General features: G+C 51.1%; 27 protein-coding genes. 25 read left to right on the top strand and 2 right to left on the bottom strand.

Translation table 11 applies throughout. The features are described from left to right. The first annotated feature begins 255 nt into the window (after positions 1–255). From H7U37_RS02300 to H7U37_RS02210, 19 genes are all read left to right on the top strand, one after another. Entirely contained in the window at positions 256–882 is a 627-nt protein-coding gene (locus H7U37_RS02300) for an MT-A70 family methyltransferase (protein WP_204873274.1), read from the top strand. Positions 883–885: 3 nt separating this feature from the next. Then, a complete protein-coding gene (locus H7U37_RS02295; protein ID WP_204873272.1) occupies positions 886–1,083 on the top strand; it encodes a hypothetical protein in 198 nt (65 codons plus the stop codon). A gap of 15 nt (positions 1,084–1,098) precedes the next feature. Beyond that, on the top strand, positions 1,099–3,255 hold the full coding sequence (locus H7U37_RS02290; protein ID WP_204873270.1) for a type IV secretion system DNA-binding domain-containing protein: 2,157 nt from the start codon (positions 1,099–1,101) through the stop codon (positions 3,253–3,255). Then, entirely contained in the window at positions 3,252–4,220 is a 969-nt protein-coding gene (locus H7U37_RS02285; RefSeq protein ID WP_204873268.1) for a replication-relaxation family protein, read from the top strand. Before H7U37_RS02290 ends, H7U37_RS02285 begins: the two co-directional genes overlap by 4 nt. Positions 4,221–4,373: 153 nt before the next feature. After that, a complete protein-coding gene (locus H7U37_RS02280) occupies positions 4,374–4,598 on the top strand; it encodes a hypothetical protein (RefSeq protein ID WP_204873266.1) in 225 nt (74 codons plus the stop codon). 179 nt (positions 4,599–4,777) lie between these two features. Next, positions 4,778–5,626 carry a hypothetical protein gene (locus tag H7U37_RS02275; protein WP_204873264.1) on the top strand — a complete coding sequence of 283 codons (849 nt, stop codon included), beginning with the start codon at positions 4,778–4,780 and terminating at the stop codon, positions 5,624–5,626. A 227-nt stretch (positions 5,627–5,853) separates the two neighbouring features. Further along, positions 5,854–6,075 carry a hypothetical protein gene (locus H7U37_RS02270; protein ID WP_204873263.1) on the top strand — a complete coding sequence of 74 codons (222 nt, stop codon included), beginning with the start codon at positions 5,854–5,856 and terminating at the stop codon, positions 6,073–6,075. Positions 6,076–6,089: 14 nt separating this feature from the next. Beyond that, positions 6,090–6,503, top strand: coding sequence for a hypothetical protein (locus tag H7U37_RS02265; protein ID WP_204873262.1), 414 nt, complete (start codon positions 6,090–6,092; stop codon positions 6,501–6,503). Positions 6,504–6,514: 11 nt separating this feature from the next. Further along, positions 6,515–6,898, top strand: coding sequence for a hypothetical protein (locus tag H7U37_RS02260; protein ID WP_204873261.1), 384 nt, complete (start codon positions 6,515–6,517; stop codon positions 6,896–6,898). 148 nt (positions 6,899–7,046) lie between these two features. Continuing rightward, entirely contained in the window at positions 7,047–7,229 is a 183-nt protein-coding gene (locus H7U37_RS02255; protein ID WP_204873260.1) for a DUF5049 domain-containing protein, read from the top strand. Between the two features lie 383 nt (positions 7,230–7,612). Next, positions 7,613–8,608: a hypothetical protein gene (locus tag H7U37_RS02250; protein WP_204873259.1), complete on the top strand. Its 996-nt coding sequence runs from the start codon at positions 7,613–7,615 to the stop codon at positions 8,606–8,608. Positions 8,609–8,622: 14 nt separating this feature from the next. Continuing rightward, the gene (locus H7U37_RS02245) at positions 8,623–8,802 is read left to right on the top strand and encodes a DUF5049 domain-containing protein (protein ID WP_204873258.1); all 180 of its coding nucleotides are present in this window, start codon (positions 8,623–8,625) and stop codon (positions 8,800–8,802) included. A 7-nt stretch (positions 8,803–8,809) separates the two neighbouring features. Beyond that, a complete protein-coding gene (locus H7U37_RS02240; protein ID WP_204873257.1) occupies positions 8,810–9,151 on the top strand; it encodes a DUF7678 domain-containing protein in 342 nt (113 codons plus the stop codon). Between the two features lie 27 nt (positions 9,152–9,178). Beyond that, positions 9,179–10,186 carry a hypothetical protein gene (locus H7U37_RS02235; protein WP_204873256.1) on the top strand — a complete coding sequence of 336 codons (1,008 nt, stop codon included), beginning with the start codon at positions 9,179–9,181 and terminating at the stop codon, positions 10,184–10,186. Next, on the top strand, positions 10,173–10,355 hold the full coding sequence (locus H7U37_RS02230) for a hypothetical protein (protein WP_204873255.1): 183 nt from the start codon (positions 10,173–10,175) through the stop codon (positions 10,353–10,355). The genes H7U37_RS02235 and H7U37_RS02230 overlap by 14 nt, the downstream gene beginning before the upstream one ends. Beyond that, a complete protein-coding gene (locus tag H7U37_RS02225; protein WP_087396994.1) occupies positions 10,352–10,576 on the top strand; it encodes a DUF4314 domain-containing protein in 225 nt (74 codons plus the stop codon). Before H7U37_RS02230 ends, H7U37_RS02225 begins: the two co-directional genes overlap by 4 nt. A gap of 62 nt (positions 10,577–10,638) precedes the next feature. Further along, entirely contained in the window at positions 10,639–11,040 is a 402-nt protein-coding gene (locus H7U37_RS02220; RefSeq protein WP_204873253.1) for a hypothetical protein, read from the top strand. A gap of 52 nt (positions 11,041–11,092) precedes the next feature. Beyond that, complete coding sequence (locus tag H7U37_RS16160) at positions 11,093–12,409, top strand: recombinase family protein (RefSeq protein ID WP_204873251.1); 1,317 nt, start codon at positions 11,093–11,095, stop codon at positions 12,407–12,409. After that, positions 12,406–13,686, top strand: a complete 1,281-nt coding sequence (locus tag H7U37_RS02210) for a recombinase family protein (protein WP_204873249.1) — start codon at positions 12,406–12,408, stop codon at positions 13,684–13,686. The genes H7U37_RS16160 and H7U37_RS02210 overlap by 4 nt, the downstream gene beginning before the upstream one ends. 319 nt (positions 13,687–14,005) lie before the next feature. Here the strand turns inward: H7U37_RS02210 and H7U37_RS16155 are convergent, their stop codons facing one another. Together H7U37_RS16155 and H7U37_RS02200 are read right to left on the bottom strand one after the other, a co-directional pair. Next, entirely contained in the window at positions 14,006–15,505 is a 1,500-nt protein-coding gene (locus H7U37_RS16155) for a recombinase family protein (protein ID WP_204873248.1), read from the bottom strand. A 12-nt stretch (positions 15,506–15,517) separates the two neighbouring features. Beyond that, positions 15,518–15,877, bottom strand: a complete 360-nt coding sequence (locus H7U37_RS02200) for a helix-turn-helix domain-containing protein (RefSeq protein WP_204873246.1) — start codon at positions 15,875–15,877, stop codon at positions 15,518–15,520. Positions 15,878–16,112: 235 nt separating this feature from the next. On the opposite strand from H7U37_RS02200, the gene H7U37_RS02195 reads away from it, so the two are divergent. Genes H7U37_RS02195 through H7U37_RS02170 form a run of 6 tightly spaced genes read left to right on the top strand, consistent with a single transcriptional unit; the run spans position 16,113 to position 26,400 of the window. Beyond that, positions 16,113–19,244: an HD domain-containing protein gene (locus H7U37_RS02195; protein ID WP_204873245.1), complete on the top strand. Its 3,132-nt coding sequence runs from the start codon at positions 16,113–16,115 to the stop codon at positions 19,242–19,244. A 41-nt stretch (positions 19,245–19,285) separates the two neighbouring features. Next, on the top strand, positions 19,286–20,818 hold the full coding sequence (locus H7U37_RS02190) for a class I SAM-dependent DNA methyltransferase (RefSeq protein ID WP_204873243.1): 1,533 nt from the start codon (positions 19,286–19,288) through the stop codon (positions 20,816–20,818). Continuing rightward, entirely contained in the window at positions 20,818–21,999 is a 1,182-nt protein-coding gene (locus tag H7U37_RS02185; protein WP_243414204.1) for a restriction endonuclease subunit S, read from the top strand. Before H7U37_RS02190 ends, H7U37_RS02185 begins: the two co-directional genes overlap by 1 nt. 16 nt (positions 22,000–22,015) lie before the next feature. Next, on the top strand, positions 22,016–22,216 hold the full coding sequence (locus H7U37_RS02180; RefSeq protein WP_204873239.1) for a hypothetical protein: 201 nt from the start codon (positions 22,016–22,018) through the stop codon (positions 22,214–22,216). Further along, positions 22,206–23,003 carry an LPO_1073/Vpar_1526 family protein gene (locus H7U37_RS02175; protein WP_204873237.1) on the top strand — a complete coding sequence of 266 codons (798 nt, stop codon included), beginning with the start codon at positions 22,206–22,208 and terminating at the stop codon, positions 23,001–23,003. Before H7U37_RS02180 ends, H7U37_RS02175 begins: the two co-directional genes overlap by 11 nt. 19 nt (positions 23,004–23,022) lie before the next feature. Continuing rightward, positions 23,023–26,400: a DEAD/DEAH box helicase family protein gene (locus tag H7U37_RS02170; protein WP_204873234.1), complete on the top strand. Its 3,378-nt coding sequence runs from the start codon at positions 23,023–23,025 to the stop codon at positions 26,398–26,400. The last annotated feature ends 239 nt before the right edge of the window (positions 26,401–26,639 follow it).

Here is a 26,639-nt window from a genome sequence, read left to right as displayed (position 1 = left end):
TTTTATCGGTACCAATCATCGCCCTTCTACCTCTGTTATCGGTCGTTACTTCGCTTCAAAAGTTGAAATGAAATTGACTGTTTTTCAACTATCTTTTGTGTTTTAATGCGCGGCATAGGGTGCGAACATTAAAAATCCAACAGCCAGGTCACGGAGACGGCAAGCAGCCGATGCTGCTACTCACCTCGAAAAACTCACACAGCACATTACTAGAACTGTCAACGGTAAACGCAGAAAGGAGGATCCACCAACCACATGAACAAACAAGAACAAGACACCGTCCAGCTGCTTCAGGAGCTCGGGACATTTGAAAAGTATCGCTGTATCTACGCCGATCCGCCCTGGAGCAAGAACCAGAAGGGAAAGCTGGGCGCAATCAGCCACTATGACCTGATGACGCTGGAGCAAATCCAGCGCATGCCGATCCGGGCGCTCAGCCACGAGGATGCCATGGCATGGCTGTGGGTACCCCAGGGGCTGATCCCGGAGGGGCTGGAGGTGCTGAAAAGCTGGGGCTACCGCTACATCGACGAGATGATTTGGGACAAGTACTATCTTGGCTTGGGCAGATACCTGCGTCATACGCACGAGACAATGCTGCTTGGGATTCGCGGCAAACCGGAACTGAAATTCCGGGCGCAGCCGTCCCTGGTCCGTGCGCCCCGGCAGGATCATTCCCATAAGCCGGAGGAGTTTTTCCCCATCATTGAGCGGATCAGCCATCCGCCTTACCTGGAACTGTTTGCCCGCCGCAGGCCCACTTCTGCCTGCCCGGAGCAATGGGATGTCTGGGGCAACGAGATTGCTTCTGACCTGTACATCCCCGGATATCCTGTGCCGCAGTATTCTGCCAAGGCAGTATTGCCGGAGGAGGCGCGATGAACCATGGAGAATCAACCGAAACGCTGGCTGGAAAAGCTCCTGGAATCCGCCGTCATACTGGCGCTCTCGGCCTTCCTGATCAAGCTGGCCCTCTGTTGGCTGTATGCGGTTTGGCCAATCCTCGCAATCATTGCTACAGTAGTGGCAGTAGGAGTTGTGGCCTACCGGATCTGGAGGCGCAAACGCGACTCCGGCTGGTAAAAAAGGAGGGCACACATGGCTAAACGATCATTTTACCAACTGGTATGGAGGGAGCTGCATTGGCAGCGTCCCTACACGCAGGAGCAGGTCTGCAACATTCTCTCGCACCTTGCTTCCACCATTCCACGCGGTGCAATCATCTGGGAGGCCAGGGGCCACGGCGGATATGTCAAGCACATCATCGGTGCAGACGCCGCGTACATCCGCAGGATCGAAAGCGTGATGAAAGCACACGGAGACATCCGGTTCTATCCGCTCGAGGACTACCACCGCGCTCCTGTCAGCGCGGCGCGGCAGCTGGTAATTTCCCATACCGGCCTGTCTCTCAGCACCGACACAATCTCATCCACCATCCGTGCGGGGCTCGCGGCACTTGCGGCGGTTCGCGGTGAGGATGAATCCGTCATGCAGATTGTGCTGGGGAAATCCTTCCGGCCACAGCCCACGCCCAAACACATACCGGACCCCCATGTGTCATGGCTTAAGGCCATCATATTTGGAGTCGACGAGGCATCGGTGGAAACCAAGAAGTCGATCCGGGAGAAGAACGAGCAGCACTGCTTTGAAGTGCATATTCGCATTGGCGTATCCGGCGACCGAGCGCAGAGTCGGATCAACACGATCCTCAACGCGCTCCGCACACTGGAGTCGGTGGGAACGCGGATGCACACGCTGCCGGACAAGCCCCAGCACTTAATCAGCGCAAAGGTGCCGTGGCACTTTCCGCTGCGCCTGTCGGTGAAAGAGCTGACCAGCTTTATGCTGCTCCCCTTTGGCGAAGACGAGCTTCCCGGCACCAGCGGCCTGCATCCAAAACTTACCCTTCCCCCTGCATGGTATCAGGAGCCGACCAACTGGTTGTATGACCGCAGCTTTGCCAAGAGCATGGTGCCAAGCGGCAGCCAGTGCCTGTCTATTAGTCCTCAGGATAGCTTGCAGCACAGTATCCTGATAGGCCCCACTGGCTGCGGGAAGTCGACTGTGCTGGAACATCTCATTTTGGCAGATATCCGTGCCGGTCGCAGTACCCTTGTCATCGACCCCAAGGCTGATCTCGTAAACAGAATTTTGGAGCGGATCCCCGAAGATCGGCAGGACGATGTGGTGATCATTGACCCGTCAGACGCTTGCCCCGTGGGCTTCAATCCGCTGGCTCTTCCCGGCGATCCAACCTTGATTGCCGACGCGGTGCTGGCGGTGTTTCAGGAGATCTTTTCAGAGAACTGGGGCATCCGCAGCCAGGACGTTTTGAGTGCGGCACTGCTCACCCTGATGCACACGAAAGGTGCGTCGCTGTTGTGGCTTCCGGCGCTTTTGACCAACGAGAGTTTTCGCCATAGGATCACGGACAAGCTCCAGGATGAAGTGGTGTTGAAACCCTTTTGGAAAAGTTATGACGCCATGCGGGATACGGAGCGCAAGCAGGAGATTGCTCCCGTGCTCAATAAGATGCGGCAGTTTCTATACCGCCCAGGGCTGAGAAGCGTGCTGGGACAGAGCGAACCCAGATTCCATTTGACCGACCTGTTTTACCATCGCAGGGTGGTTTTGGTTCCGCTCAATAAAGGAAGCATCGGCTCGGAATCCGCGAAGCTGCTCGGATCTCTGATCGTCGGACTGACATGGACGCTGGCGCTCTCGCGGGCAAAACTGCCCCCGGAACGGCGGCACATCGTGTCCCTGTATATCGACGAGCTCCAGGACTATCTGCGGCTCCCAACCGACCTGTCGGACGCACTGGCGCAGGCCAGAGGCTTAGGCGTTGGCATCACCATGGCGCACCAATACCGGGCGCAGCTGTCACCAGAACTGCGTGCGGGCATTGACGCCAATGCGCGGAACAAGATTGTCTTTGGCCTGAATTCCTCGGACGCAAAGGAGATGGCGAGTATGGCTCCAGAGCTTGCGGCACTGGATTTTATGAACCTGCCGCGCTATGAGGTCTACACCAACTTTATATCGGACGGCAAAGCCACCGGCTGGATTCGGGGGACTACCTTTCCACCGGAACCTGCCATCTGCAGCTCCGTGGAGCTTTGCGCCCGCTGTCAGAGCAGATATGGCGTTCCGGCAGAGACTGTGGATCGGGACTTTATCCAGTTGCTGAAGGAATCGGAGGAGGAGATTCAGCCGGATCTGAACGACACTGCTTTGGGAAGGAGGAAGATATGAGCACCGACCGCTATACCAATCGAAGCGGTGAAACGCCCCCACAAATCCCCAAGCTACCGGCGGATGCGCGCTTTAAGGGAAAAGAGGATTACCGCCTTTTGGCGGATCCTCTCCCCACTCCCCAGGCGGAGGCCATCAGCAAGTTGAGTCAAGGACAGCTCCTTGGCCTGCTGGAGTGGCTCGTCCCCCGGGATCTGGAGATCCTGGACTCCCTCAGATCTGCCAAGTATCTGCTGACGGGACAGATCCAGCGTCTGCATGTTCCGGTCGTCAAATCGCAAAGCGGCGCCATACGCAACGCCGCCAACACCATGCGGAAGCTGAAGTCCTACGGATTGGTCAAGACCTTCCAGCGCCGGATCGGAGGAGCCCGGGCGGGATCTTCGTCCCTGATCTGGTGCCTGACCGAGGCCGGACAGCGGTTTTTAAACGCCAGGGATGGGCTGGAAAGCTCCCGGCGGTCCCATCGTTATCTGGAGCCGTCCTATGTCCATATCCGGCACACGCTGGCCATCGCGGAATGCTATGTACAGCTGGTGGAAATCAGCAGGGGCGGCAAAAAGCTCCAGCTGAAATCTGTGGAGTGGGAGCCGGACTGCTGGCGGCCTTATACCTGCGACCATCACCGCTTTCAGCTGAAACCGGATCTCGCCGCCGTGGTCTGTAACGGCGAGTACGAGGACAGATGGTTCATCGAAATCGATCTCAACACCGAGGCGCTTCCTGTGCTTTTGGACAAGTGCAAACGCTACTACCAGTACCTGGCTACCAACATCGAGCAGCGCCAAAACGGGGGCGTCTTTCCGATCCCTGTCTGGATTGTGCCGGAGGAGGATCGGAAGCAAAAGCTGATCGCGGCGCTGGATGAAAGCTTCCCCAATGCTCCCAACATGTTTGCCGTCATTACCGCCGAGGAATTTGGCGGTCTGATCCAAACGGGAGCCGACGGGATAGAGCTGCATTAGGCACCGGACTCCGGCTTGCACTGCTCAAGCCTTTGGCTAACCGCAACATATGATTGGCGCACACTTTCTCAAGTGATGCTGCTACCTTTTTCACATTTTTTAGACCAGAGGCTTGGGCTGTGCAAGTCGGAACCATGATAAGGAGGGACAGATATGGCATCTTCAGATCTGAAATCCATGGCGAAAGCGGCCCTGGAAAAGAACAAGGTTTTCTTCGATGAGGCAATGGAGAAGCTGGCGGATCTGCGCTTCTATGCCAGCCGCTTTGGGGGCAGCTGCGACGATCTGCTGATCAAGCAAATCGATCTGTACATCGCAGAACTCCAGCAGCTGCGCAGCAGCATTTCCGGTTCGGCAGACAGTGTGACCCGGCAATAAGTATCCGCGCCCTCCGGTATGCGGGTGCTTGGCACAGGCGGCAGGCTGCTGGCTGGCGGCTCCATAAGGGACATGGCGCTCTGCTCAGTTATCAAAGTTAATGATGAAAGAGATACCATGAGCAAATCACACAAAGCAACCAATCCGGCGAATCCGCTGGCACACAGAGGAGCCAGCCTATGAGCCATTATAGCGTAGCTGTTTTCCTGTACGATGGCAATTCTTTAACAGAAACCGTGAATCGGTTACTGGCCCCTTACGATGAGGCTCTGCCGGTGAAGAAGGAGCTTTCCAAGACCAAGGCTGAGATCATCCAGGACCAACGGGAAATCCTGCGAAGGGATTATAAAGAAGAATACAGTGCATGGAAGAAAAATCCGAAAGCTTATGAAGCAGAGCATCCGAATCCGCATCATCTTGGATACATAAAGTCTTTGCCGCAGCGTCTGAAATGGTCTGACGAGGAGCTCTATGAGAGCTACCTTGGCGACGATAAAAAAAGGCTTTTATCCGAGGGACTTCTGAATGAAGCAGGCGACTTGTATGAGACATTCAACCCAGACGCCAAATGGGACTGGTACCAAATCGGTGGCCGATGGCAAGGGAGTCTCATTCTAAAGCAAGGTAAGACCGGATTCAAAGGCACACCCAGTCTGCTTACAGAACCATCGGAACACTATGACGGTGCGTATGTCCGCGATATCGATTTTGAGCGAATGCGCGAATGGAAACGGAAAACCCTGACGCCATACAAAGAGATCCAAAAAGATCCCTTTTGGACGGAGGAGCGTATCGATGCAACTTATCGCAATGAGGATGAGTATATCCGGCGCTGCACGACCTTTCATACCTACGCAGTGGTGACACCCGATGGGGAATGGCATGCGGTCGGCGAGATGGGCTGGTTCGGCTTTTCTTCAGAAAGCCCGGCAGTTCGTCGCAAATGGGAACAGGAATACCACAAACGGTTTCTGGAGCCAGCACAGGAAAACCACTGGTACATGGTCATTGTGGACTGTCATATCTGAGGAACCCAACCGACGTCCAGATGAGCCTTGTGCCGCTGCTTAAAACAAACATCATCAAAAAACAAAGAGAAAGCACAGCAGAGAGCCCTGGCCTTGCACGGATGCCGCCTGACAGTTGCCCTGACGGGCTGTGCCAAGCCCCCGCATACCGGACGCGGGAAACAAAACATCATGCCCCGTTAAGGGGTACCACGAATACAAACTAAATGAAGGGAGGTTGACCGAAAATGGACACCCATGACCTGATTGGGCTCAGGGTCGCAAACGACGGTTCAGGGCTGCGGAACGCTCTGGAAGCACATTTTAAAGTCAAGAGCATCGCCCATGTCGGAAACTTTGTGTTCCGTGCAGACCGGGAGGATGCTGCGCCGCTGCGCATCACAACCGAGCCGGTGGATCTGGCGATGCGGACGATCCGTATTATCGACATCCAAGAAACAGACAGATAAAGGAGGACGTGAACATGAGCGAGATCTTACGCGAGAAGCAGAAGGCTGAGGCGTTGAAGCGGATGCGGCTGATGGGGCTGCGGGAAGATTTTATCCGCGACTTCGAGGAAGACGGCAAGGTACATATCTGCACCTTCCAGAAGACCTACCCCGAGCTCAGCGCGGAGGACACGGAGATGGTCCGGCAGTTTGAGCAGAAGCATCACGCGCTGGTCTACCTGATTCTGCGGGTCCACACGATCCTTGGCGATCTGGACTCCCTGCTCTATGTGGGGCAGTACACCGAGGAATGGCCGATGGATCTGGCCGATCTGAAGGAGGGCTATCCGCTCTCTTACACGGTCAATCGCGGCGACGGAGGACTGTCCGAGTTCGGCAGTATTCAGCTTACGAAAACAGACGAAGGCGGATTCATCCGCGTGGGCTAAGGAGGCGCACTGTGAGCAAGATCAGCAGGCACAGTATCTCTGCCGTTATCAATTTTGTCGTCACCGATCAGGATATCGACGACATCATGAGCGCGGTGCTGGACGGCGGCATCACCTACTGGTGCTGCCGGGCCGAAGTAGTCGGCGATTATCTGGGCGAGTATGCCAGTGAGCAGATTTCCCGAGGCGGCACCTTGCGGCTCCATGACAGCGAAGCGGATTCCGTCTATGAGCTGACGCTGGACAAATTCTTAAACGGCGTCCGTCTGTGGATTGAGAACGAGCGAGCTTTTACCCTTACAGACGCCGGACAGCTGGACACAGGTGACATAGACGCGCTGGCCGCCGACATGATCATCCAGTATGCGCTGTTTAGCGACGTGATCTACGGTTAAGCACCTTACACACCCCCGGCCCATTCTGGGCCGGGGACACCATGACGCCAGTCGGCTGCGCCGATGGAGGTTTGTGGTATGTAAGCGGGGGCTGCGAGTGAAGCTGAGGCCGGAGTGCATCTTCATCAACTTTTACGAAAGGAATCGCATGACAGAAGAAATACGAAAGCAAATTCTGGCGATCCGAGATACCGGGCGCAGCAACATGTTTGATGTGCCTGCGGTACAACGGATTGCCCATGAGATGGAGTTTTACGAGCTGGTGGTGTTCCTTGAGGAAAGCCCCAAAGAGTACATGCAATTCATTCTCACCGGCAAGGCGGAGCCTTAACACAAAAATGGATTAAAACCAACATCCCAGCTTCAGCGGGCTTCCATGTCTTTCCGCTTGCATACCCCAAGCCCCTGTCCCAAACAAAACGACTTGCCCCGTTAAGGGGTACCACGACAATATCAAATCTAACTGAGAAAGGAGGAACATCCATCCCTGCGGCAAGCGCCGCATCAGTCCGGGCCAGGCCCGGAAGCACCTTAGCAATCTGCGAGGATACTCACAAACAGCATGGCCGCGATGTACGGAGTTTTCTGCGTATATCGCAGAGCCTGTACATACGACCACCCCATCACACTGGAGGTGAAGGAGTAAATGGTAGAACGCGATCCTGTTTGCAAATGGCAGAACCGTTGGCCGGAAGCGCAAAGGGGGTGCCGATCTTGAAACATCAGGTCATTCCTTTTGCCAAGCAGATCAATCCCGGAATTGACCGGAATGATCCACAGGCGGCGGTGACCGCCATTGAGCTCCGGTTTCCCGGCACCTTTAGTCATAAAGCGTGGCGGGTGATCCGGTACATGGAGGGCGTAATGTTCCTCTATGCCTACAAGGGCAAGTTCATCGTAACCGATGAATCACTGGAGCTCACCGCATACGGCGACGGCACCTATGAAAAGCCCTTCGGCGCACCGCGCTGGACGGGCCAATCTCTGGAGGATCTGGAACGCTGGCTGGAGCAAATTGCGGACGAATACGACAAGCTGGCTGAGGTTCCCGGATGGGAGACAGAACAGCCTGCCGAGCGTATTTTACGCAAAGCGCCCTGGCATGAGCTTTCCCCCAACATACTGGTGAAGCTCGTCAGGAGCAATCAGTTTGTCGGGGTAAAGACCTACTGCCGAAAACACGGCAGCCACGGCAGATTCCTCATCAAGGAGGTTATCCTGCGGTGGTTGTTGGAGGCAGAGATTGGCGCAGTGAAGTTTGAGTCCGATTGCGGCGATTACGTCAAGATCGTGCGCGGAGTAGACAGCCTGCAATTTTCCTTTGCGTGGCTGAGCACCTGCGGAGACGACAGCGTAAAAGGCTTCCGGCAGGATATCACGATCCCGCTTCTTTCAGTCCAGCTGGTTCTGGATGACGGAGAGACGCAAAAGTATCTGTATATCCCACCTGAGCCCTGTGCCAGGATCATCACCTGTCATGCTGCCAGAACGATCCGAGAGATCGTCAAGGACAAGCAGAAGCGTCGGGCTCTGTCCAAAGGGCTGCGGGACTGCTTCCGCTGGGCGAATGAGACGGTGACTTTGTATCCGGATGGCAAAGATAGCTTTTTCTTTACCACGAAGAGCGGCTGCCCCAAAAACGGCGGCCTGATTCTGCATGAAGGAGTCAGGAATGGCTACCCGTGCCTCTATTACTGTGTACACACTTGAAGGAGGAATTTACTATGACAGAGAAAATCAGGGAGCAGATTCTGGCGATTCGCGACAGCGGCGAGACCAATATGATCGATACCCGTATGGTGCAGTACATTGCCAACCGCGAAGGCTACTATGAGCTGGTCATTTATCTGGAGGAGCACAGCAAAGAATATTGGCACTTCATTATGACCGGCTCCGAGGAGTGAGGCGGCGATGGCAGATCATAAAATCACGGTTCACACCGAGGACGGCATTTGGCTGCTGGGTGCAGTAGACGATTATCCCTTTGAAGCAAAGGTCTGTGACGAAAATTCCGGCTTCGGGATCGACTGCGGCAGGGTGATCAAGCTGCACATTCGCGGCAAACAGGCTTCCGGTGAGATCGCGGCCTATGAGCGCGGCTGGGACAGGTTCCCGAAGGGCGCGCACAAAGGGCTGGCTCGGGCGGTCATTCGCTTCTGCGAATCCCTGCCGGAGCAGGAGATCTGGAGAGGCACGTTTCTGACCGAGCGTCACTTCCTTGTGACGGATGACGATGTGCTGGAGTACGAATGATTTACACAAAAGAAATGGAGGTTAATAATGAACATCAATTTTCGTGTTACAGGAAAAGAACGCAAGGCGCTGGTAGAGGCGCTCTCCGAGATCACCTTCTCCGAAGCGGCCTATGCCGGAGCGCCGACCTTTGCCTATCGTGTGGGCGATTACACCGTGGATAAAAACGGCGTGATCTTTTACCCGCCTGCATTGGCGCAGGAGGCGGTTGCCCTGGTGGTTGAGAAGCTGAAAGAACGGGGCTTTATCCCGGAGGGTGAGGCGCAGGCGGATCTTCCCAAAGAGGACGCCCCCGCCGAAATCCCGGCAGAAACGCCCGACGTCGCGCCGGAGGCCGCAGCCTCCGCCCAACCCGAGGCGGAGGCTATGGAGGCCACAGAGGGCGCGGAAAGGCCCGATACGGCGGAAGAGGGCGAAGCGGATCCCGCCCAACCCGATGAGGCCGATGATGCCCCGGAGGTATCCGAAAATCTTCCCAATGATGAGAATGACACTGAAAAGGAACCCGAGGTTTCTGCCGTCCGCAGCGATGACGCTCCGGATGGCACAGCGGAGGATGTTCCCGTTGCTGAGGCGGAGGGCAACAAGCTCACCGTCAGCATTCCGCGCAAAACCCTTACGGACGATGCGCTGGAACGATTGAAGCTGATCGTCTCCAACAAGGAGATGCTGTTCAGGCGCGCCGTGATTGCCGACGCTCTGCCTATTGAAGTCACGGAGGAAGAGGTTGCTTTCCCGTGGTTCACCCTCACGGGTGTAGATGGCGAGGCGGCTGCTTACGCGCAGTTCATCACGGCCCTCTGCCAGATGGCCAGTGAGCAGACCCGCATTCTGGACAAGCCCTACGACGGCGACAACGACCGCTTCGCCATGCGTATCTTCATGGTGCGCCTGGGGATGAAAGGCGCTGCGTTTGCGCTGGCGAGAAAGCTGATGATGAAGCATCTCACCGGCAACAGCGGCTGGCGTTACGGCGCACCGCCGAAAGGCAAAGCTGAAACTGCGGAGAAGGAGGAAGCCAATGTTTGCGATTAAGCAAAAGTTCATGAGGCTCTTCTGCCACGAGGTCATCCCGATCTTTTGGGATGACCTGACACCACAGAAACAGGCGGAACTGCGTCAGGCACTTGGAGGAAACGGCAATTATGACGTTTTCCCGATTGCAGAGGTTCCGGTTCCGGATGAAGAGGAGGAGTTTGAATGATTGGTTTGCCAAGCAGAGATATCGTGGAGCAGTTGCGGAAAAGTTACCCCCAAGGCACACGGGTGGAGCTGATCAACATGAACGATCCCTACACGAAGCTGAAGCCCGGTGACCGTGGAACGGTTTCCATGGTGGACGACACCGGCACCATATTCGTCAACTGGGATTGTGGCTCCGGCCTTGGCGTTGTCTATGGCGAGGATCATATCCGCAAAATCTGAGTGGGCGTACATTACGAATCCCCGGCTCATTACGGGCCGGGGATTTTCTAAGGAGGCGCAGCATGCGTAACGACTACCTGAATCAGAAAAGTTTACGAGTTGCGGTCTATTGCAGGGTGGCAACAGACACGCAGGTCACCGATCAAGCGAAAGATATTGTCGGGGAAAGGAGAGAAACAATGACGGGACAACAATTAGAACAGATTGCCGCTCTGCGGCGGAAAAATTATCCGTACAGCTTTATTGGCCGGGAGCTTGGATTGTCTCCCAATACCGTAAAGTCTGTTTGTAGACGCAAAGGGTTCGGAGCGACCGGCTTGCGGAAAACAAAGGCGGAGAAGCTGAATGCGCCGATCTGCCGGTATTGTCACAAGATCATTGACGGTCGGAAGGGTCAGAATTTCTGTTCGGAATTCTGCCGCATCGAGTGGTGGAAAGCGCGGAGGAAGGTTATTGCAAAATAGACTGGATTGTTTTCGAGATCTGAGTGATGAATAGCGTCAGGAGGTACAAACTGTGAAAATAACAAAGATACCGGCAAAGCCGAAAGAACAAAAAAGAATTCGTGTGGCGGCCTATGCCCGCGTGTCATCTGATAAAGATGCCGCTTTCCACTCATTGGAGGCGCAGATCGAGTATTACCGCGATTATGTAGCGGTACACCCAGATTGGGACTTGATCTCAATTTATTCTGACAACGGAATTTCCGGGACAACAGATAACCGACCAGAGTTCCAGCGAATGCTGCGGGACTGCCGGGATGGAAAAATTGATCTTGTTGTTACAAAATCTATTACACGCTTTGCCCGAAACATTGTAGTACTTTTACAGACAATCCGCGAATTGAAACTGCTGGGTATCGACTGCTATTTCGAGAAAGAAGACATGCATTCCATCAGCCCAGATGGCGAGTTAATGATTTCTCTGCTGGCTATCTATGCAGAGGAGGAAGCACGCTCTGCCAGCGAAAATCAAAGATGGCGTATTCAGAAAAGATTTCAGAACGGCGAACCTTGGGGAGGGAAAATGTTAGGTTATCGATTCATTGACGGAGATTTGGTGGTCATTCCGGAGGAAGCGGCCATTGTGCGCCAAATTTTTGCCGACTATCTTTCGGGTATGGGACAGCATGCAATCGCAAAAAAGCTGATTCTGCAAGGCGTCCAACCGGATAACGGGAACACATGGTCAAGAACTTCGATTAGGAAAATACTCACTAATGAAAAGTACACCGGAAATATGGTGTTACAAAAAACCTTTTGTCCAGATTTTCGAGCCAAAAGAAGCCAAATGAATCGTGGAGAAAGACCAGTTTATTATGTCAGCAACAGTCATGAAGCGATTATTGACCAGGAAACCTTTGACTCCGTTCAGGCTGAGCTGCAGGCAAGAGCAATCCCAGGCAACAGGAAAGGCACAGAAATAATTAGACCGTACCACCTGTTTCATGGCCTAATCCGCTGTGGCTGTTGTGGGCGGTTATATGGATATCACCGCACAAACCTAAAACAATACGACAAAGCGGTTTGGGTGTGTCCTAGCTTTTACAGCTTTGGGAAAGCCGTGTGTCCCTCACAAAAGATTCCAGAGGACATCCTGATCAGTAAAACAAAGGAGGTCTTGGAGGTCGATAAAGTAGACCGGGGGCTTCTGGAGGAGAGGATTAAGGAGATTTTTGTGCCGGAGCACAATCATCTGACCTTCATCCTCAGAGACGAATCAGAGGTAGATGTGTTCTGGGAGCATCCATCACGGAGCCTGAGCTGGACACCGGAAATGAAACAGAGAGCCCGGGAACGGACTCTCCAGCGATATCACAAGGAGGAACAATGAAGAAAGAACGAACGATCACGGTTGTACCTGCGCTAAAATCAAAAATACAGAAAGCGGAGGAAGCTGTTGGCCAACGCCTGCGTGTTGCCGCATACGCTCGTGTTTCTACAGAGCAGGATGAACAGGAATCCAGTTATGAGGCACAGGTGGATTTTTACACCCGCCATATCCAGAGCAATCCTAACTGGGAGTTCGTTGGAGTGTTCGCAGACCGAGGTATTACCGGCACGAACACGAAAAACCGAGAGAGCTTTAATCGGATGATCAGCCTTGCCTTAGAGGGTGGTATTGATCTAATCCTGACCAAGTCCATTTCCCGCTTTGCCCGAAATACGGTTGATACACTTCAAACCGTACGGGAGCTCAAGGGTGTAGGTGTAGAGGTAGTCTTTGAAAAAGAGAATTTACATACGCTCGACCCCAAATGTGAAGTGATGCTTGCCATTATGAGCTCTTTGGCGCAGGAGGAAAGCCGATCTATCAGCGAGAATGTCCGCTGGGGGCAACAGAAAAGCATGAGAGATGGAAAAGTATTTCTGCCCTACAAGCACTTTCTCGGCTACAAAAAAGGAGCAGATGGCTATCCGGAAATCGTTGAGGAGGAAGCTGCGATCGTCCGACAGATCTATGATATGTTTCTGTCTGGAAAATCAATCCGTCACATTGCCGATTACCTGACCGAGCAAGGAGTTCCAACGCCAACAGGCAAGTCGCGATGGCCAGTATCTACAGTTGAAAATATCCTCAGAAACGAGAAGTATAAGGGAGAAGCTCTGCTGCAAAAGAGCTACACAGTGGACTATCTCAGCAAGAAAACGAGGAAAAATGACGGCGAATTGCCACAATACCACATTGAGAATTCGCACGAACCAATTATTTCTCCAGAGATTTTCGACCTTGTTCAGAAGAGGTTGGAGCACCGGCGAGGATACAAGGCACGGTTTCGGGATAATAGCCCGCTTAGCAATAAGTTGATTTGTGCAGACTGCGGCGGCTTTTATGGGCACAAAGTCTGGCACAACCGCGAAAACACGAAGCGTTACGATATCTGGTACTGCAACCGCCGCTATGCCGGTGCCGAAAAGTGCAAGACACCAATCTTGCGCGAAATTGAAATCGAGATGGCGTTTGAGCGCATCTGTCAGGAACTTGGCATCAGGGGTGGCCAATCTCATGAAAACCTTTGGAATGAGATGGTGGAAGTCGTTATGGTTTATCCAGATAGACGGCTGATTTTTCACATGATTGATGGTAGAGAAGCAGAAGTCATAATCTGATCGTACACTACCATAGCACATTACAAATAAAAGCGTCGCAGGCAATCTGAATTATAATTTCCGACTGCTGCGGCGCTTTTTCCTGTCTGTACGTATCCTTGTGAATGGGAAAAATAAAAGTGGTGCATCTGTGAGGTTGCACCACTTTTTGAAAGCATAGGTTTTCGCGTGAGAAAAGTAACATCCACCTAAAATCAGAAAATGTAGCTACTATTTGTCTCCTCAAAATATTGGTGCAATTTCAATCGTTCACGGTGCTTTTCTAACTAGCATATTAGAGAAAAAACGAGGAACACCCCTGATAAATCAGGGGTGTTCCTCAGACCACCTTGTTCTCCAAGGTGACCACAAAGTATGGTCCCCCGAGAGATGATAAATCCGAACGTTCAATCTGTTCAAAGGTGATCCGCTCCGCACCCTCCTTGTAGTTGAAGGTTACGAGAATATAGTCATCATAGACCACCACACTGTTAACAAAGCCATCAATCAGCCGTCTGCGACCTTCCAAGGTATTGGTGTCCACTTTACGGTACTGGAGGATGTAGAACTGAATCTGCTCTCTGGTGAACTGAGGCTTTTTCATTTCTTCCTTGATGATACTCAGCTCCAGCTTTTCTTTGGTGGCTTCCAGCTCGTCCAAACGGCGCTTGGTGGAGGCATTGAAAATTCCTGCCTGGATAGCGTTGAGCATATTGTCGATTGCTTTCTCCGTATCTGCCAGTTGCCGACGCAGGGAGGGCAGCTCATTACTTTCTTGCCCTTGCAAGGCCAGTGCCTGATCTACAAAATACTCAACAAAGGCATCATCCATGATATTCCGCATGACGGAACTGACCACGGCCTGCTCCAGAGGTTCTTTCCGAACACTTTTGTGCTTGGCGGTGCAGATTTTTCTCTTTTTGCTGTTGACACAGCGGTAATAGTGGTATTTTCTCCCTTGGGTGCCGCTTGTACCGCTTTCGCCCACCATCATGGCCTTGCAGGTACCACAGAATAGCTTGGTTGTCAGCAGGTAGTCGTCCTCAGCCTTATGCCGGGCTGGGGCTTTTTTATTTTTCTTCATCTGATCCTGCACACGCTCAAACAGGTCTGCCGGAACCAGGGCAGGGATACCGTTGGGCACCACAATGTCCCGGTACTTGTACTCTCCAAGATACTTTCGGTTATGTAGAATCCCGGAGATAAAGTTCAGGTCAGCCGGTCGGCCACGCACCGTAGTCACACCCAGATCGTTCAGGTAGTCTACAATCTGCTTCATGGTGGAGCCGGTGTCATACATTTTGAAAATGTCCAGCACAACGGGGGCGGTGATCGGGTCCGGCTGGTAGTGCTTGTCTGCGTCGATGGCAAAGCCAAATGTGGGCGTGCCGCCATTGTACTTGCACTTGAGCGCATTTTCTGTGTGGCCACGGATGACCTTTACGGAAAGCTCAGCGGAATAGTACTCTGCCATCCCTTCCAGCATGGATTCCAAGATAATGCCCTCAGGCCCATCGGCAATATTCTCTTTGGCCGAAATTACCCGTACTCCGTTCTTTTTCAGGGCTGCCTTATAATGGGCGCTGTCGTAACGGTTGCGGGCAAAACGGTCCAGCTTCCAGACCACAACCACATCAAACAGCCCCTTGGCGCTGTCCTTGATCATCCGCTGGAAGTCGGGGCGGTTATCTGTTTTGGCAGAAAGGGCGCGGTCAATGTACTCCTTCACTACAGTCATACCGTTCTGCTTGCAATATTCCATGCACTCTCGGATCTGACCGTCAATGCTCTCATCTCGCTGTCCCTCGCTGGAATAACGGGCATAAATCACGGCGTTCACGCTGACACCCCCTTAATCATCGGTATTTTCCAAAAACATTCTCAAAACGGATTCTTTCATGCGGTTGTAGTAAGGCGATTTAGGATCAAAGCACATTTCCACAAACTGTTCCATCTCAGCTGCGTTTTTCCATACTTTCGGCTGATAGTGATACAACTTCCCTTGCGGTTCGTCACAGCGTGCAAAGATGTAATCCATAGAAACATCGAAGAAGTCCGCATACTTGCGAAACAGCTCAACCGTCGGGGTGGACTGTCCGTTTTCGTAGCGGTTAAGGCTGGACTGGGTGATGCCCAAAAGCTCCGCCAGCTTTGCTTGGGACAGAGATAGACTGTGGCGCAAAGTGCGCAGTTGGTTGCCGACTTGTTTCATGCTAATCACATCCTTTTACAGCTATTATAGCATATATCGAATTGTATTTAAAGCAATTATTGAGTTCTAAAGAAATTTGCTGCCTAAAATGATTCTTCCGCAACAAACCAGCATTTCTTCTAGACTGTAGAAGAAAAAACTTTATATATTGCAAAAAATAGTGTAATATATTTTCTAATAATACCGTTAATAAAATGTCTGAGTAACGCATTGATGAGAGAAAGCGGTTGATATAATGGGCATAAAAGAGGAAAATCTGTGGGATATACTGGTTCAAAAGGCAAAAGAAGAGGATGAAAAATTACAGCCGGACCAGAGAAATTCCAACCAATACCTGAGTGGAATTGAACTAATATGCGATTTTGGAATCGAGCGGGCAAAGACTATTCGAGATACCTTCCCCATGTACACCTTACATGATGAAACCCATATCTGCAATGTTTTACGCATCATGGATCAGCTCCTGGGGGATTGTGCAGATAACCTTACGAAAGATGAAGTCGCCATGCTGATTTTGGCGGCCTGCTGTCACGATGTGGGCATGAGCTACAGTGACCAGGAAAAACAGGAACTTTTTCAAGATAGAGATCGTCTTGATCAGTATTTGGAACAGCATCACGGCGAGTATGTCAAAGCTTATTCTGAAAACCCAGATGTACCAAAACTGACCGATGAAATACAACGAAACTATCTGCGTAGTATTCACCATGAACGCATATTAGAGTTGCTGAATTCCATAGATTGGCCAGATTGTTTATGGGGCAAAGTGGACCGAGATGACCTTGTCCAGGTATGTCAGAGCCATGGTGAGAATCCTTCTGATTTGAATTATTTAGAATGCACCCCTACAATAGACCTGCGATTTTGTGCAGTCTTGCTCCGCTTGGCAGATATCCTGGATTTTGATACCACTCGCGCCCCCAAAACCTTATACCGGTATTGTGCTTTTGATAATGCGGAGGGACGGGAGGCCAAAATCAGCCGAGAGGAATGGCATAAGCATATCGCTTCCCAAGGATTTGAGTTTGACCATGTGGCAGATCGCAGCGTTCCCTATGAGTTGCCCTGCCACATTACCAGTGACTCGATGCAAATTGAACAGGCAGTACACAACTACCTGGATTGGGTAGATGACGAACTAAACCAATGCGGCAATCTGCTCCGTCGATATGTAGGGAGATGGCAAGATTTTGTGCTGCCCAGTAAAGTCAAACGCACCGTTAAGGCCAATGGATATGTATCGGGGCAGTACCATCTCACCATGGACCAGGACAAGGTTATGGAACTGCTGGTGGGAGAAGAGCTGTACAGTGATCCATCGGCATTCGTGCGGGAACTGCTCCAAAATGCCATTGACGCTGTCCGCACCAGAGAGCAGTTGGACAAGCGGAGACCCAAAAACTGGAAGCCGCAAATCAATATCCGCAGTTGGATGGACGAGGATGGGTATCACTGGTTCCGCATTGAGGATAACGGTACTGGCATGACAAAGGAAATTGTCGAGTCGTACTTTTTGAAGATTGGCAGGTCTTACTACACCTCAGACACCTTTCAGAAAGACAAAATCCGCTGTGGGGCAGACCCGGATTACACGCCCATCAGTCGATTTGGCATTGGAATTCTCTCCTGCTTTATGGGCGGGAAAGACTCCAATCAGGTGGAGGTCAGCACCAAGCGTTTTGCGGCAGACAGAGATCGTCCCTCCGCCCTGAGATTGCGCATGCACGGCATGAACGGCTATTACTATCTGGCCAGCCAAAGAGAGGGGCATGATCCCGGACCCATGAAAGGCGTGACAGAGCAGGAGAAGCGCTCTTATTTGCAGCAACCGGGTACAGTAATTGCGGTGCGCACCAATCTCTACCAGACCGGAAAATATGCAGGCTTTAAGGAAATTGTAGACCGATATGTGGTGTATCCTCCTGTTCCTATCCACTACGATGGACCGGAAGGCTCTTTTGACTATGTCACAAAAGAGAAGTTTATGGAAGTAGTTCATAGCATCCATCCATCAGATGACCTGACCCAACAAGGGGTGCTGGAGTTTCCGATGACCGAGGAGCAGCTGCAAGAACTGCATAAGGAATTCCCGATGCTCCATTTTGATGAGCCGCCAAAGCTCCTCTTAAAATGTGTCCCACTGGATCAATATACAAAATCTTCGTGTATTTCCGGTATAATAATGTGTACTAAGATTGTTTGGAAGCATGACAAACTTTTTTTACAAATTGGAGGAGAGACTGTAAATGCTACGATTAACCTTATGATAGATTTGGGCGAAAAAGAAAAAAGCTTAAGTATTAACACTTTTGTGCATGCAAGAGATTCTAGTGGGAAAAAAGTAGATATGCCACATACATGGCTAGATGATGGATATCGTACAACTGTATGTTATCTTAAAGCCTTGCCATGGTATCAAAGATATTTTCTTGATATTTATAATAAAATTGGAAGGAATACCGTAGCGGCACACAATGGGATTTTCTGCGGTGATAGTGGACGCCTTTTTTCGATGGTTTTGAATGAGGACTACTTAGGCAACATTGTGCTGCTTTCGGACCAGTACCGCCCAGACATAGATATTTCACGCTCTGAGATCCGGGAACTTTCATTGGAAATGGCATGTGATATTATGTTAATACAAAGCAAGCTAGCGGAAGAAGGTTATCTAATAAATAGTGACTCGAACAATTTGGTGAAGAATGATCCATGGATGATTCCCATCTCTGTATACCACTCCCTGCTACAAAAACGGCCAGATTTCAAAGAACGACTTATAGGCAACCCTGTAAAAGATGCGTATGGATGGAGAAAAGCAGAAGAACGAATCAAGCAGCAAAAAATGCCACTTCTGAGGTGGGACTATACTCGGAACAATAAGAGGTATTTAGCTGCTCAGAATCCAATGGGCCTAAATGAAGAGTTACTTCTTGCGTGCTTAAAACGCGACTATGACTTGCGTATGAGTATGAATAAAGACTCGGATGAAATTTATATTCGAGAAAGGACAGAGGAACGACCAGAGTTGCATGATGACATTTTCCCCCCTTCGCTATTTCTATATCCAGAGGTGGAATGCAGATACTTAGCAAGGGAATGGAGCGGGCATCGTCATTTCTGTAATGCAGACCATAGATTATCCAAATTCATGTTGGAAAATGCCGAGTTGTTGCAACAAAGAGTTCCTGGTATTTTGAAAGAGATGATCCGAATCTTGCAGGAAGCGAACGGTGAGAAGCTCATATCAGGAATAAACGATTTGCTGAACCGTCTGCGCAGCTTGCCCGGTCAACCTATTCAGGTTCCGCCGGACCTTTGCCTTACTACGGAGGATTTGTGCTACATAAAAAGCGCGGATGAAGTATAATAATGTAGAATTGATTCCTGATACAGAAAACGGAGGACGGCATGATTACAGGCGCCATTAAAAATAAAGTCGATAAAATCTGGACGGACATCTGGGCGGGCGGCATCACCAACCCCCTCACCGTCATTGAACAGCTGACCTATCTCATGTTCATCCGCTCTCTGGACGAAAAAGAGCTGGAGACGGAAGAATTCGAGCATATGACCGGCGAGAAGATGAACAAGATTTTCCCCCAGTCCGCCGTGGGACAGTCCATGCGCTGGAGCAAATTCAAAAACAACGATCCCCGGGACATTTACGATGTAATTTCCCAGCGGGTCTTTCCTGCTATCAAAAACATGAAGCATGGCCGCCTGCCGGACTTCACCGCGCAGGGGGAACTGGTGGAACTTGCCGACGACTCCGGCAGCGACGTGCAGAACGAGACGGCCTTTGCCCGGTACATGAGCGACGCCATGTTTCTGATCCCCACGCCCCAAGTGCTGCAAAAGATCATCACCGGGCTGGATGACCTGTATGAGCATGACATTTCCGACCTGGACATGCAGGGCGATCTCTATGAGTACATGCTGGGCAAGCTGGCCACCGCCGGACAGAACGGCCAGTTCCGCACCCCCAAGCACATCCGGGAAATGATGGTGGAGCTGCTCCAGCCCACCCCGGATGACACCATCTGTGACCCGGCCTGTGGCACGGCGGGCTTTCTGGTCTCCGCTTCGGAGTATATCCGCAGCCATTACGAGGATACCATGACCTCCGAGCAGTGGGAGCACTTTGCCGGGGGCGCTTTCACCGGCTTTGACATCGACCGCACCATGCTGCGCATCTCCGCCATGAACCTGATGCTCCACTCCATCAGCCACCCGGAAATCGACTACAAGGACAGCGTGTCCAAGCAAAACCAGATCCGCGATAAATTTACCATGTGCCTGGCAAATCCCCCCTTCAAGGGCACGGTAGACGCGGAAAGCATCCACGACAATCTGAAAGCCGTCACCAACACCAAAAAGACCGAGCTGCTGTTTCTGGCCCTCTTTCTGCGGATGCTGAAAAAGGGCGGTCAGTGCGCCTGCATCGTGCCGGACGGCGTGTTGTTCGGCTCCTCCAAGGCCCACAAGGCCATCCGTAAGGAACTGGTGGAGAACCATCAGCTGCGGGCGGTCATCTCCATGCCCTCAGGCGTGTTCAAGCCTTACGCGGGCGTGTCCACGGCGGTGCTGGTGTTCACCAAGACCGGCGCGGGCGGTACGGAAAACGTGTGGTTTTATGACATGAAGGCCGACGGCTTTTCCCTGGACGACAAACGCAGCGAGATTGCGGACAACGACATCCCCGACATCATCGAGCGGTTCCACCATCTGGATCAGGAAGCCGACCGCCAACGCACCGAACAGAGCTTTTTTGTGCCCAGGCAGGAGATTGCGGACAACGACTATGACCTGTCCATCAACAAGTACAAAAAGATGGAGTATGTGCCGGTGGAGTACCCCTCGACCACGGAGCTGATGGCAGACCTACATGAGCTGGAACTGGAGATCACCGCAGGACTGGCGGAATTGGAGGAGATGCTGTGATGGCGAGGTTAGGGGATGTTATTGAGCAAATCCGAGGTGTCTCATATAAGCCATCGGATTTGCATGATAATCTAAGTGATAATAGTGTCATTTTATTGCGTGCAAACAACATTCAAAATGGGGAAATTGTGCTTGATGATGTGATATATGTTTCAAAAAGTAAGGTAAGCGAGTCTCAGTATTTGAGGCGGGGAGATATACTTGTATGCACATCTAGCGGAAGTAAGGAACTAGTCGGAAAGGCTGCATTTGTAGATGAAGATTTACCTATGGTATTTGGAGCATTTTGCAAAGTTGTACGCCCAAAGATAGAATGTTGCAAATATATGGGACACTTTTTTCAGTCACCTTATTACCGCAATCATATTTCAGCAGCATCAGCAGGTGCTAACATAAATAATTTGAGAAATGAGCATATAGCTGATCTGAGCATTCCACTCCCGTCTCTTGACGAACAGCGCAAAATTGCGGCGGTGCTGGATAAGGTCAGCGACTTGATTGCCAAACGCCGCCAGCAGCTGGATAAGCTGGATTTACTTATTAAGTCCCGCTTTGTGGAGATATTTGGGGACCCGATCTCTAATACGTTGGGATGGGAACAGGTGATGCTCCGTGAGGCAACTAGTAAAATTGGTTCTGGAGCTACCCCAAGAGGCGGAAAAGAAAGTTACCAGACAGAAGGAATTACCCTAATCCGTAGCATGAATGTTCATGATGGCCGATTTGAGTATAAAGATTTGGCACATATAACAGATATACAAGCTGCACAGCTAGATAATGTTATAGTAGAAGAAAATGATGTTTTTATAAATATAACAGGCGCTTCTGTTGCTCGGTCTTGTATCGTACCATGCGAAGTGCTCCCCGCTAGAGTAAATCAACATGTAGCTATCATAAGATGTATTCCTAATCTGTTACAACCTGTTTTTGCTAACTGTATGTTTTTAAATGACAGATTCAAAAGAAAACTTCTTGATATCGGTGAATCTGGTGGTGCAACTCGGCAAGCCATCACGAAACAACAACTCGAAGCGCTAACAGTTATTTTACCACCATTAGGATTGCAACAACAATTTGCTGCATTTGTCGAGCGAACAGAAAAAACAAAAACCACCATCAGCCGCAGCCTTGAAAAGCTGGAAACGCTGAAAAAGGCGCTGATGCAGGAGTATTTTCAATAAATAAAGGAGTCTTGATATGAATACGGAAATTATTGTAGCAATTATTAGCGCAGCTGCGATTATTATCGCTGCATTGATAGCTGGTATTTTTTCTCTGATTAGCAAAGGGAAAAACAAGGAATCTAACAATATTAGATTAGAGCAAAAACAATCTGGAAAGAACAACACCCAGGTAGGGATACAGAATAATTATGGAGGGTCTCAGGATGAGCGATAATAACATTCTTGTTGAACAAAAAGCAGCCATGGGATCTCATACTACACAAATTGCTACTCAAAATAACTATCATGGACTTACCCCAAAAGAAGCGTGTGATTTGGCAATGCAAATGTTCCATGACAACTTTCCTAAATTGCAGGAAGCAGCCAGAGAGATCGCAGAGGAACGTGTAAGTGAACTGATGTCTAAAATTGCCGACAAAATGGGGGAAAAGCAACTGACAGACATGACCCCATTTGGTGACCCTGATGTCCAATATGTTATGTATGAGGCTCAAAAGAATTACGCCCGATTTGGAACACAAGATATGCTTTCAAATCTATCGGAACTAATTGTTAATCGAGTTCAATACAATCATGAAAAAATTTGCCTTAAAGTAGCGATTGATAAAGCAATTGAAATTGTTCCCATGTTAACAGCAGAGCAGTTAGATACATTGTCATTACTTTTTCTTTTTTCCAGAACTAAGAATACTAAAATCCACAATCTTGATGAACTAAAAAGATTCTTAGATGAAATAAGTGTAGTGTTTAAAAAAGCAGATCTTTCTTCTTTCTCTTATTTGAATATGCTTGGTTGTCTTGAATTATATCTATATGACCCAGTTGAAAAATGCGCAGAGAGCTATAATTTCAAAGAAAAAGATGTGAAAAAAATATGTCCTGAAATTATTAAACAAACTGCCGGAGATTATAGTACATCTTATATAGGTACCATTCTGGCAATTGTCAATGCAGAGTTGAAATTAAATAAGAAGTTTGACCCATCATTTTGGATATATTAAAATCGTATGGAGGGATAGTATGACCAATTTTTCCTTCCTCAAAAGCAAACCGGAGTATGCCCTCTTTTCCGCCTCCTGTATAGAGACCGAGAAAATATATGCATCCGCCCCGGCCATGTGCGCGGTGGGCTGCCGCAAGGCGCTGGAGCTGGCGGTGAAGTGGGTGTATGCGGCGGACAAGACCATGAAGATGCCCTATAAGGACAATCTGCAATCCCTGGTCCACGAGCCCTCCTTCCGCTTTGCCGTGGACTATAACACCTGGGGCAAGTTTCAGTTTATCATCAAACTGGGCAATCTGGCGGTACATACGGAGCGCAGCGTGCAGCCCAGCGACGCCCTTGTTTCTCTGCGGGGCCTGTTTGAGTTTGTCCAGTGGATCGACTACTGCTATGGCGCGGACTATGTGGAGCGCACCTTTGACGAGCGCCTGATCCCCACCGAAAAGGTGGCGGTGGATACCCGGAAAATCAAGGAGCAGGAGAGTCTGCTGGAGGAAAAAGAGGCAGAGATCGAGGCCCTCCGTAAACAGATCGAGCAGATGTCCGCCCGATACACCGCGGAGAAGGAGCAGCACCAGAAGGACCGCACCTTCCAGCCGGAGGACCTCTCGGAATTTGAGACCCGAAAGCGGTTTATTGATGTGGATTTGAAGCAAATGGGCTGGAAGTTTACCGGCCCCGACGCCGACGTGCAGGAGGAGTACCCGGTGGAGGGCATGGCCGGCGTACCGGGTCAGCCGGGCTACTGTGATTATGTGCTCTTTGGGAAGGACGGCCTGCCGCTGGCGGTGGTGGAGGCCAAGCGCACCAGTAAGGACCCCAATATTGGGCGGAAGCAGGCGGTTTTGTACGCTGATTGTTTGGAGCAAACATTCGGCCGCCGCCCCATGATGTTCACCACCAACGGCTTTGAGACCTACTTCTGGGACGACCAGAGCGGCCCCCAGCGCAAGGTCAGCGGCGTATTCAGCAAGGACGATCTGCAAAAGCTGATGAACCGCCGCGCGGAGCGGCTGGACCTGATGGGGGTTTCCATTGACGACAAAATCACCGACCGGTATTATCAGAAGGAAGCCATAAGGGCGGTGTGCGGGCAGCTTGCCCAGGGATTCCGCAAGCATCTGTTGGTGATGGCCACCGGCACCGGTAAGACCAGAACTGCCGCCAGTCTGACCGATGTACTCAGCCGGGGCAAATGGGTGACAAATATTCTGTTTCTGGCCGACCGCAGAGAGCTGGTTCGGCAGGCCAAGGATAATTTCAAAAGCTATCTGCCCGATATGTCCCTGTGCAATCTCTGCTCCAATAAGGATGACCGGAATGCCCGTATTGTGTTCTCCACCTACCCGACCATCCTCAACGCCATTGATGATACCAAGTCCAAGGACGGACGGCAGCTATTTACTCCGGCACATTTTGACCTCATTATCATTGACGAGAGCCACCGGAGCATTTTCAAGAAGTACCGGGCCATTTTTGAGTATTTCGACGCCGTGATGGTGGGTCTGACCGCTACACCCAAAACCGATGTTGACCGCAACACCTACGACTTCTTCGAGATGGAACACGGTGTCCCCACCTATGCCTACGATTACGAAACAGCAGTTCATCAGGACCATGTATTGGTGCCGTATTATAACTATGAGGTCACAACCGAATTTCTGGAAAAAGGCATCACCTACGATGACTTGTCTGACGAGGACAAGGAGCGGTATGAGGATGATTTCATTGAGGACGGCATGATGCCGGAGTTTATTCCCTCTTCGGACCTCAACAAGTTTGTGTTTAACGAGACAACCGTGGACACCGTGCTTCAGGACCTGATGGACCGAGGAATCAAAGTGGCGGGCGGCGACCGCCTGGGGAAAACCATCATCTTTGCCCAGAATAAGCGCCACGCGGAATTCATTCTGGAGCGGTTCAACAAGCTGTACCCGCAGTATCACGGCACCTTTGCTCAGCGGGTCATTTGCGACGATGCCTATGCCCAGACCATTATTGACGATTTCAAGCAGCCGGAAAAAGAGCCGCACATTGCGGTATCGGTGGACATGATGGACACCGGCATTGATGTGCCGGAGTGCGTCAATCTGGTGTTTTTCAAAAAAGTGCGCTCCAAGGCGAAATTTTGGCAGATGATTGGCCGGGGTACCCGGCTGTGCAAGGGGCTGGCCTGCGTGGACCAGGTGGATGGAGTCTATACAGACAAGCGCCGCTTTCTGATTTTTGACTACTGCGGCAATTTTAAATATTTCCAGGAGCATAAAGAAGGCTACGAAACCAGGGAAACCAAAACACTGTCAGAAAACATCTTCGGCAAACAGATTAAAATTGCAATGGCATTGCAGGAGAGCGCCTTTGCTGGCGAGGACTATCAGGAGTGGCGCGGCGAGATTGTGGATACCTGTCACAAGCAGGTGGTGGCGCTCAATTCCGACCTGATTGCCGTAAAGTTGCGGATGCGGTATGTGGAGAAATATAAAAAGGCGGAAGCCCTCATGTCCATCAGCGAAGGTGACAAGGGCGAACTGCTGACACAGATTGCGCCCCTAGTGCGCTCAGACGAGGCCGACGAGTTTGCAAAGCGGTTTGATAATTTCATGTATGGCCTAATTCTGGCATACATCGAGCAGATGCCCGCGTTCCAGTATGCCAAAAAGCAGCTGTGCGACACCGCCTCTCTGCTGGAGCGCAAGTCCAGTATTCCGCAGATCAAGGCAAAGCTGCCGGTGCTTCAGGAAATCCATACCGATGGTTTTTGGGACGCGAATGATATTTTACTGTTTGAGCGGGTTCGGAAGGAGTTGCGGGAGCTGATTCGCTTTTTGGATGAAGGAGGCGGAACACAGAGGCAGATTGTCACCAAGCTGACGGACCCGATTATTGACAGTCAGGAGGGCGTCCAGCTGGAAGCTGCGTATGACTTTGAGGATTACCGCGCCAAGGTCAACCGCTATGTGAACGAGCATGGGGATACGCTGGCCATTTACAAGCTGACCCATAATATTCCGCTGGCTATGGGCGATTATCAGGAGCTGGAGCGGGTGCTGACCAGCGAATTGGGCAGCAAAGAGGATTATGCCCGCGAGTTTGGCGACACCCCCTTTGGCTTGCTCATTCGTAAGATCGCTAAGCTAGATCACGAAGCGACTATGCAGGCGTTTTCCGCCTTTATCAATGACCAATCTCTGAATCAAAAGCAGATTGCCTTTGTCAATAAAATCATCAATCATATTGAGCTGAACGGATATATGGAAAATGTCTCGGAGCTGACCAGACCGCCGTTTGACAAGCCAATCAGTTTTATCAAATTGTTTGATGCAAAAACCAGAACGGCTTTGATGGAGACTATCAATCAGATCCGAGAAAATGCGGTCCAGATCACCGCATCATAAAAATGACAACAGGCACAGAAATCTGCCCACTATTCGGGTAAATCTCTGTGCCTGTTTTACCTGTTCGGGTAGAAGCGTATCCAGCGCGCGGGAGCAAGATGGATAGCCACTGGACGGACAGGCGGGGTGTCCAGAGGGGCGCAGCCCCTTTGGCGCTGGGTCATCCAATAGGGGCGAGCAGCACCCTGTTGGCATGGGGAGTCCAGAGGGGAACAGCGGTCCCTCTGGCGGGAGGTTTC

The organism is Pseudoflavonifractor phocaeensis (genome assembly GCF_016901735.1).
Lineage (GTDB): Bacteria > Bacillota > Clostridia > Oscillospirales > Oscillospiraceae > Pseudoflavonifractor_A.
Note: the sequence above shows the minus strand (reverse complement) of the source record. Positions and strands in the feature narration are given on the sequence as shown.

Coding starts and splice junctions, on each gene's coding strand:
- H7U37_RS02300 (WP_204873274.1), top strand. CDS start 256: ATGAACAAACAAGAACAAGACACCGTCCAGCTGCTTCAGGAGCTCGGG.
- H7U37_RS02295 (WP_204873272.1), top strand. CDS start 886: ATGGAGAATCAACCGAAACGCTGGCTGGAAAAGCTCCTGGAATCCGCC.
- H7U37_RS02290 (WP_204873270.1), top strand. CDS start 1,099: ATGGCTAAACGATCATTTTACCAACTGGTATGGAGGGAGCTGCATTGG.
- H7U37_RS02285 (WP_204873268.1), top strand. CDS start 3,252: ATGAGCACCGACCGCTATACCAATCGAAGCGGTGAAACGCCCCCACAA.
- H7U37_RS02280 (WP_204873266.1), top strand. CDS start 4,374: ATGGCATCTTCAGATCTGAAATCCATGGCGAAAGCGGCCCTGGAAAAG.
- H7U37_RS02275 (WP_204873264.1), top strand. CDS start 4,778: ATGAGCCATTATAGCGTAGCTGTTTTCCTGTACGATGGCAATTCTTTA.
- H7U37_RS02270 (WP_204873263.1), top strand. CDS start 5,854: ATGGACACCCATGACCTGATTGGGCTCAGGGTCGCAAACGACGGTTCA.
- H7U37_RS02265 (WP_204873262.1), top strand. CDS start 6,090: ATGAGCGAGATCTTACGCGAGAAGCAGAAGGCTGAGGCGTTGAAGCGG.
- H7U37_RS02255 (WP_204873260.1), top strand. CDS start 7,047: ATGACAGAAGAAATACGAAAGCAAATTCTGGCGATCCGAGATACCGGG.
- H7U37_RS02245 (WP_204873258.1), top strand. CDS start 8,623: ATGACAGAGAAAATCAGGGAGCAGATTCTGGCGATTCGCGACAGCGGC.
- H7U37_RS02240 (WP_204873257.1), top strand. CDS start 8,810: ATGGCAGATCATAAAATCACGGTTCACACCGAGGACGGCATTTGGCTG.
- H7U37_RS02235 (WP_204873256.1), top strand. CDS start 9,179: ATGAACATCAATTTTCGTGTTACAGGAAAAGAACGCAAGGCGCTGGTA.
- H7U37_RS02230 (WP_204873255.1), top strand. CDS start 10,173: ATGTTTGCGATTAAGCAAAAGTTCATGAGGCTCTTCTGCCACGAGGTC.
- H7U37_RS02225 (WP_087396994.1), top strand. CDS start 10,352: ATGATTGGTTTGCCAAGCAGAGATATCGTGGAGCAGTTGCGGAAAAGT.
- H7U37_RS02220 (WP_204873253.1), top strand. CDS start 10,639: ATGCGTAACGACTACCTGAATCAGAAAAGTTTACGAGTTGCGGTCTAT.
- H7U37_RS02210 (WP_204873249.1), top strand. CDS start 12,406: ATGAAGAAAGAACGAACGATCACGGTTGTACCTGCGCTAAAATCAAAA.
- H7U37_RS02200 (WP_204873246.1), bottom strand. CDS start 15,877: ATGAAACAAGTCGGCAACCAACTGCGCACTTTGCGCCACAGTCTATCT.
- H7U37_RS02195 (WP_204873245.1), top strand. CDS start 16,113: ATGGGCATAAAAGAGGAAAATCTGTGGGATATACTGGTTCAAAAGGCA.
- H7U37_RS02190 (WP_204873243.1), top strand. CDS start 19,286: ATGATTACAGGCGCCATTAAAAATAAAGTCGATAAAATCTGGACGGAC.
- H7U37_RS02185 (WP_243414204.1), top strand. CDS start 20,818: ATGGCGAGGTTAGGGGATGTTATTGAGCAAATCCGAGGTGTCTCATAT.
- H7U37_RS02180 (WP_204873239.1), top strand. CDS start 22,016: ATGAATACGGAAATTATTGTAGCAATTATTAGCGCAGCTGCGATTATT.
- H7U37_RS02175 (WP_204873237.1), top strand. CDS start 22,206: ATGAGCGATAATAACATTCTTGTTGAACAAAAAGCAGCCATGGGATCT.
- H7U37_RS02170 (WP_204873234.1), top strand. CDS start 23,023: ATGACCAATTTTTCCTTCCTCAAAAGCAAACCGGAGTATGCCCTCTTT.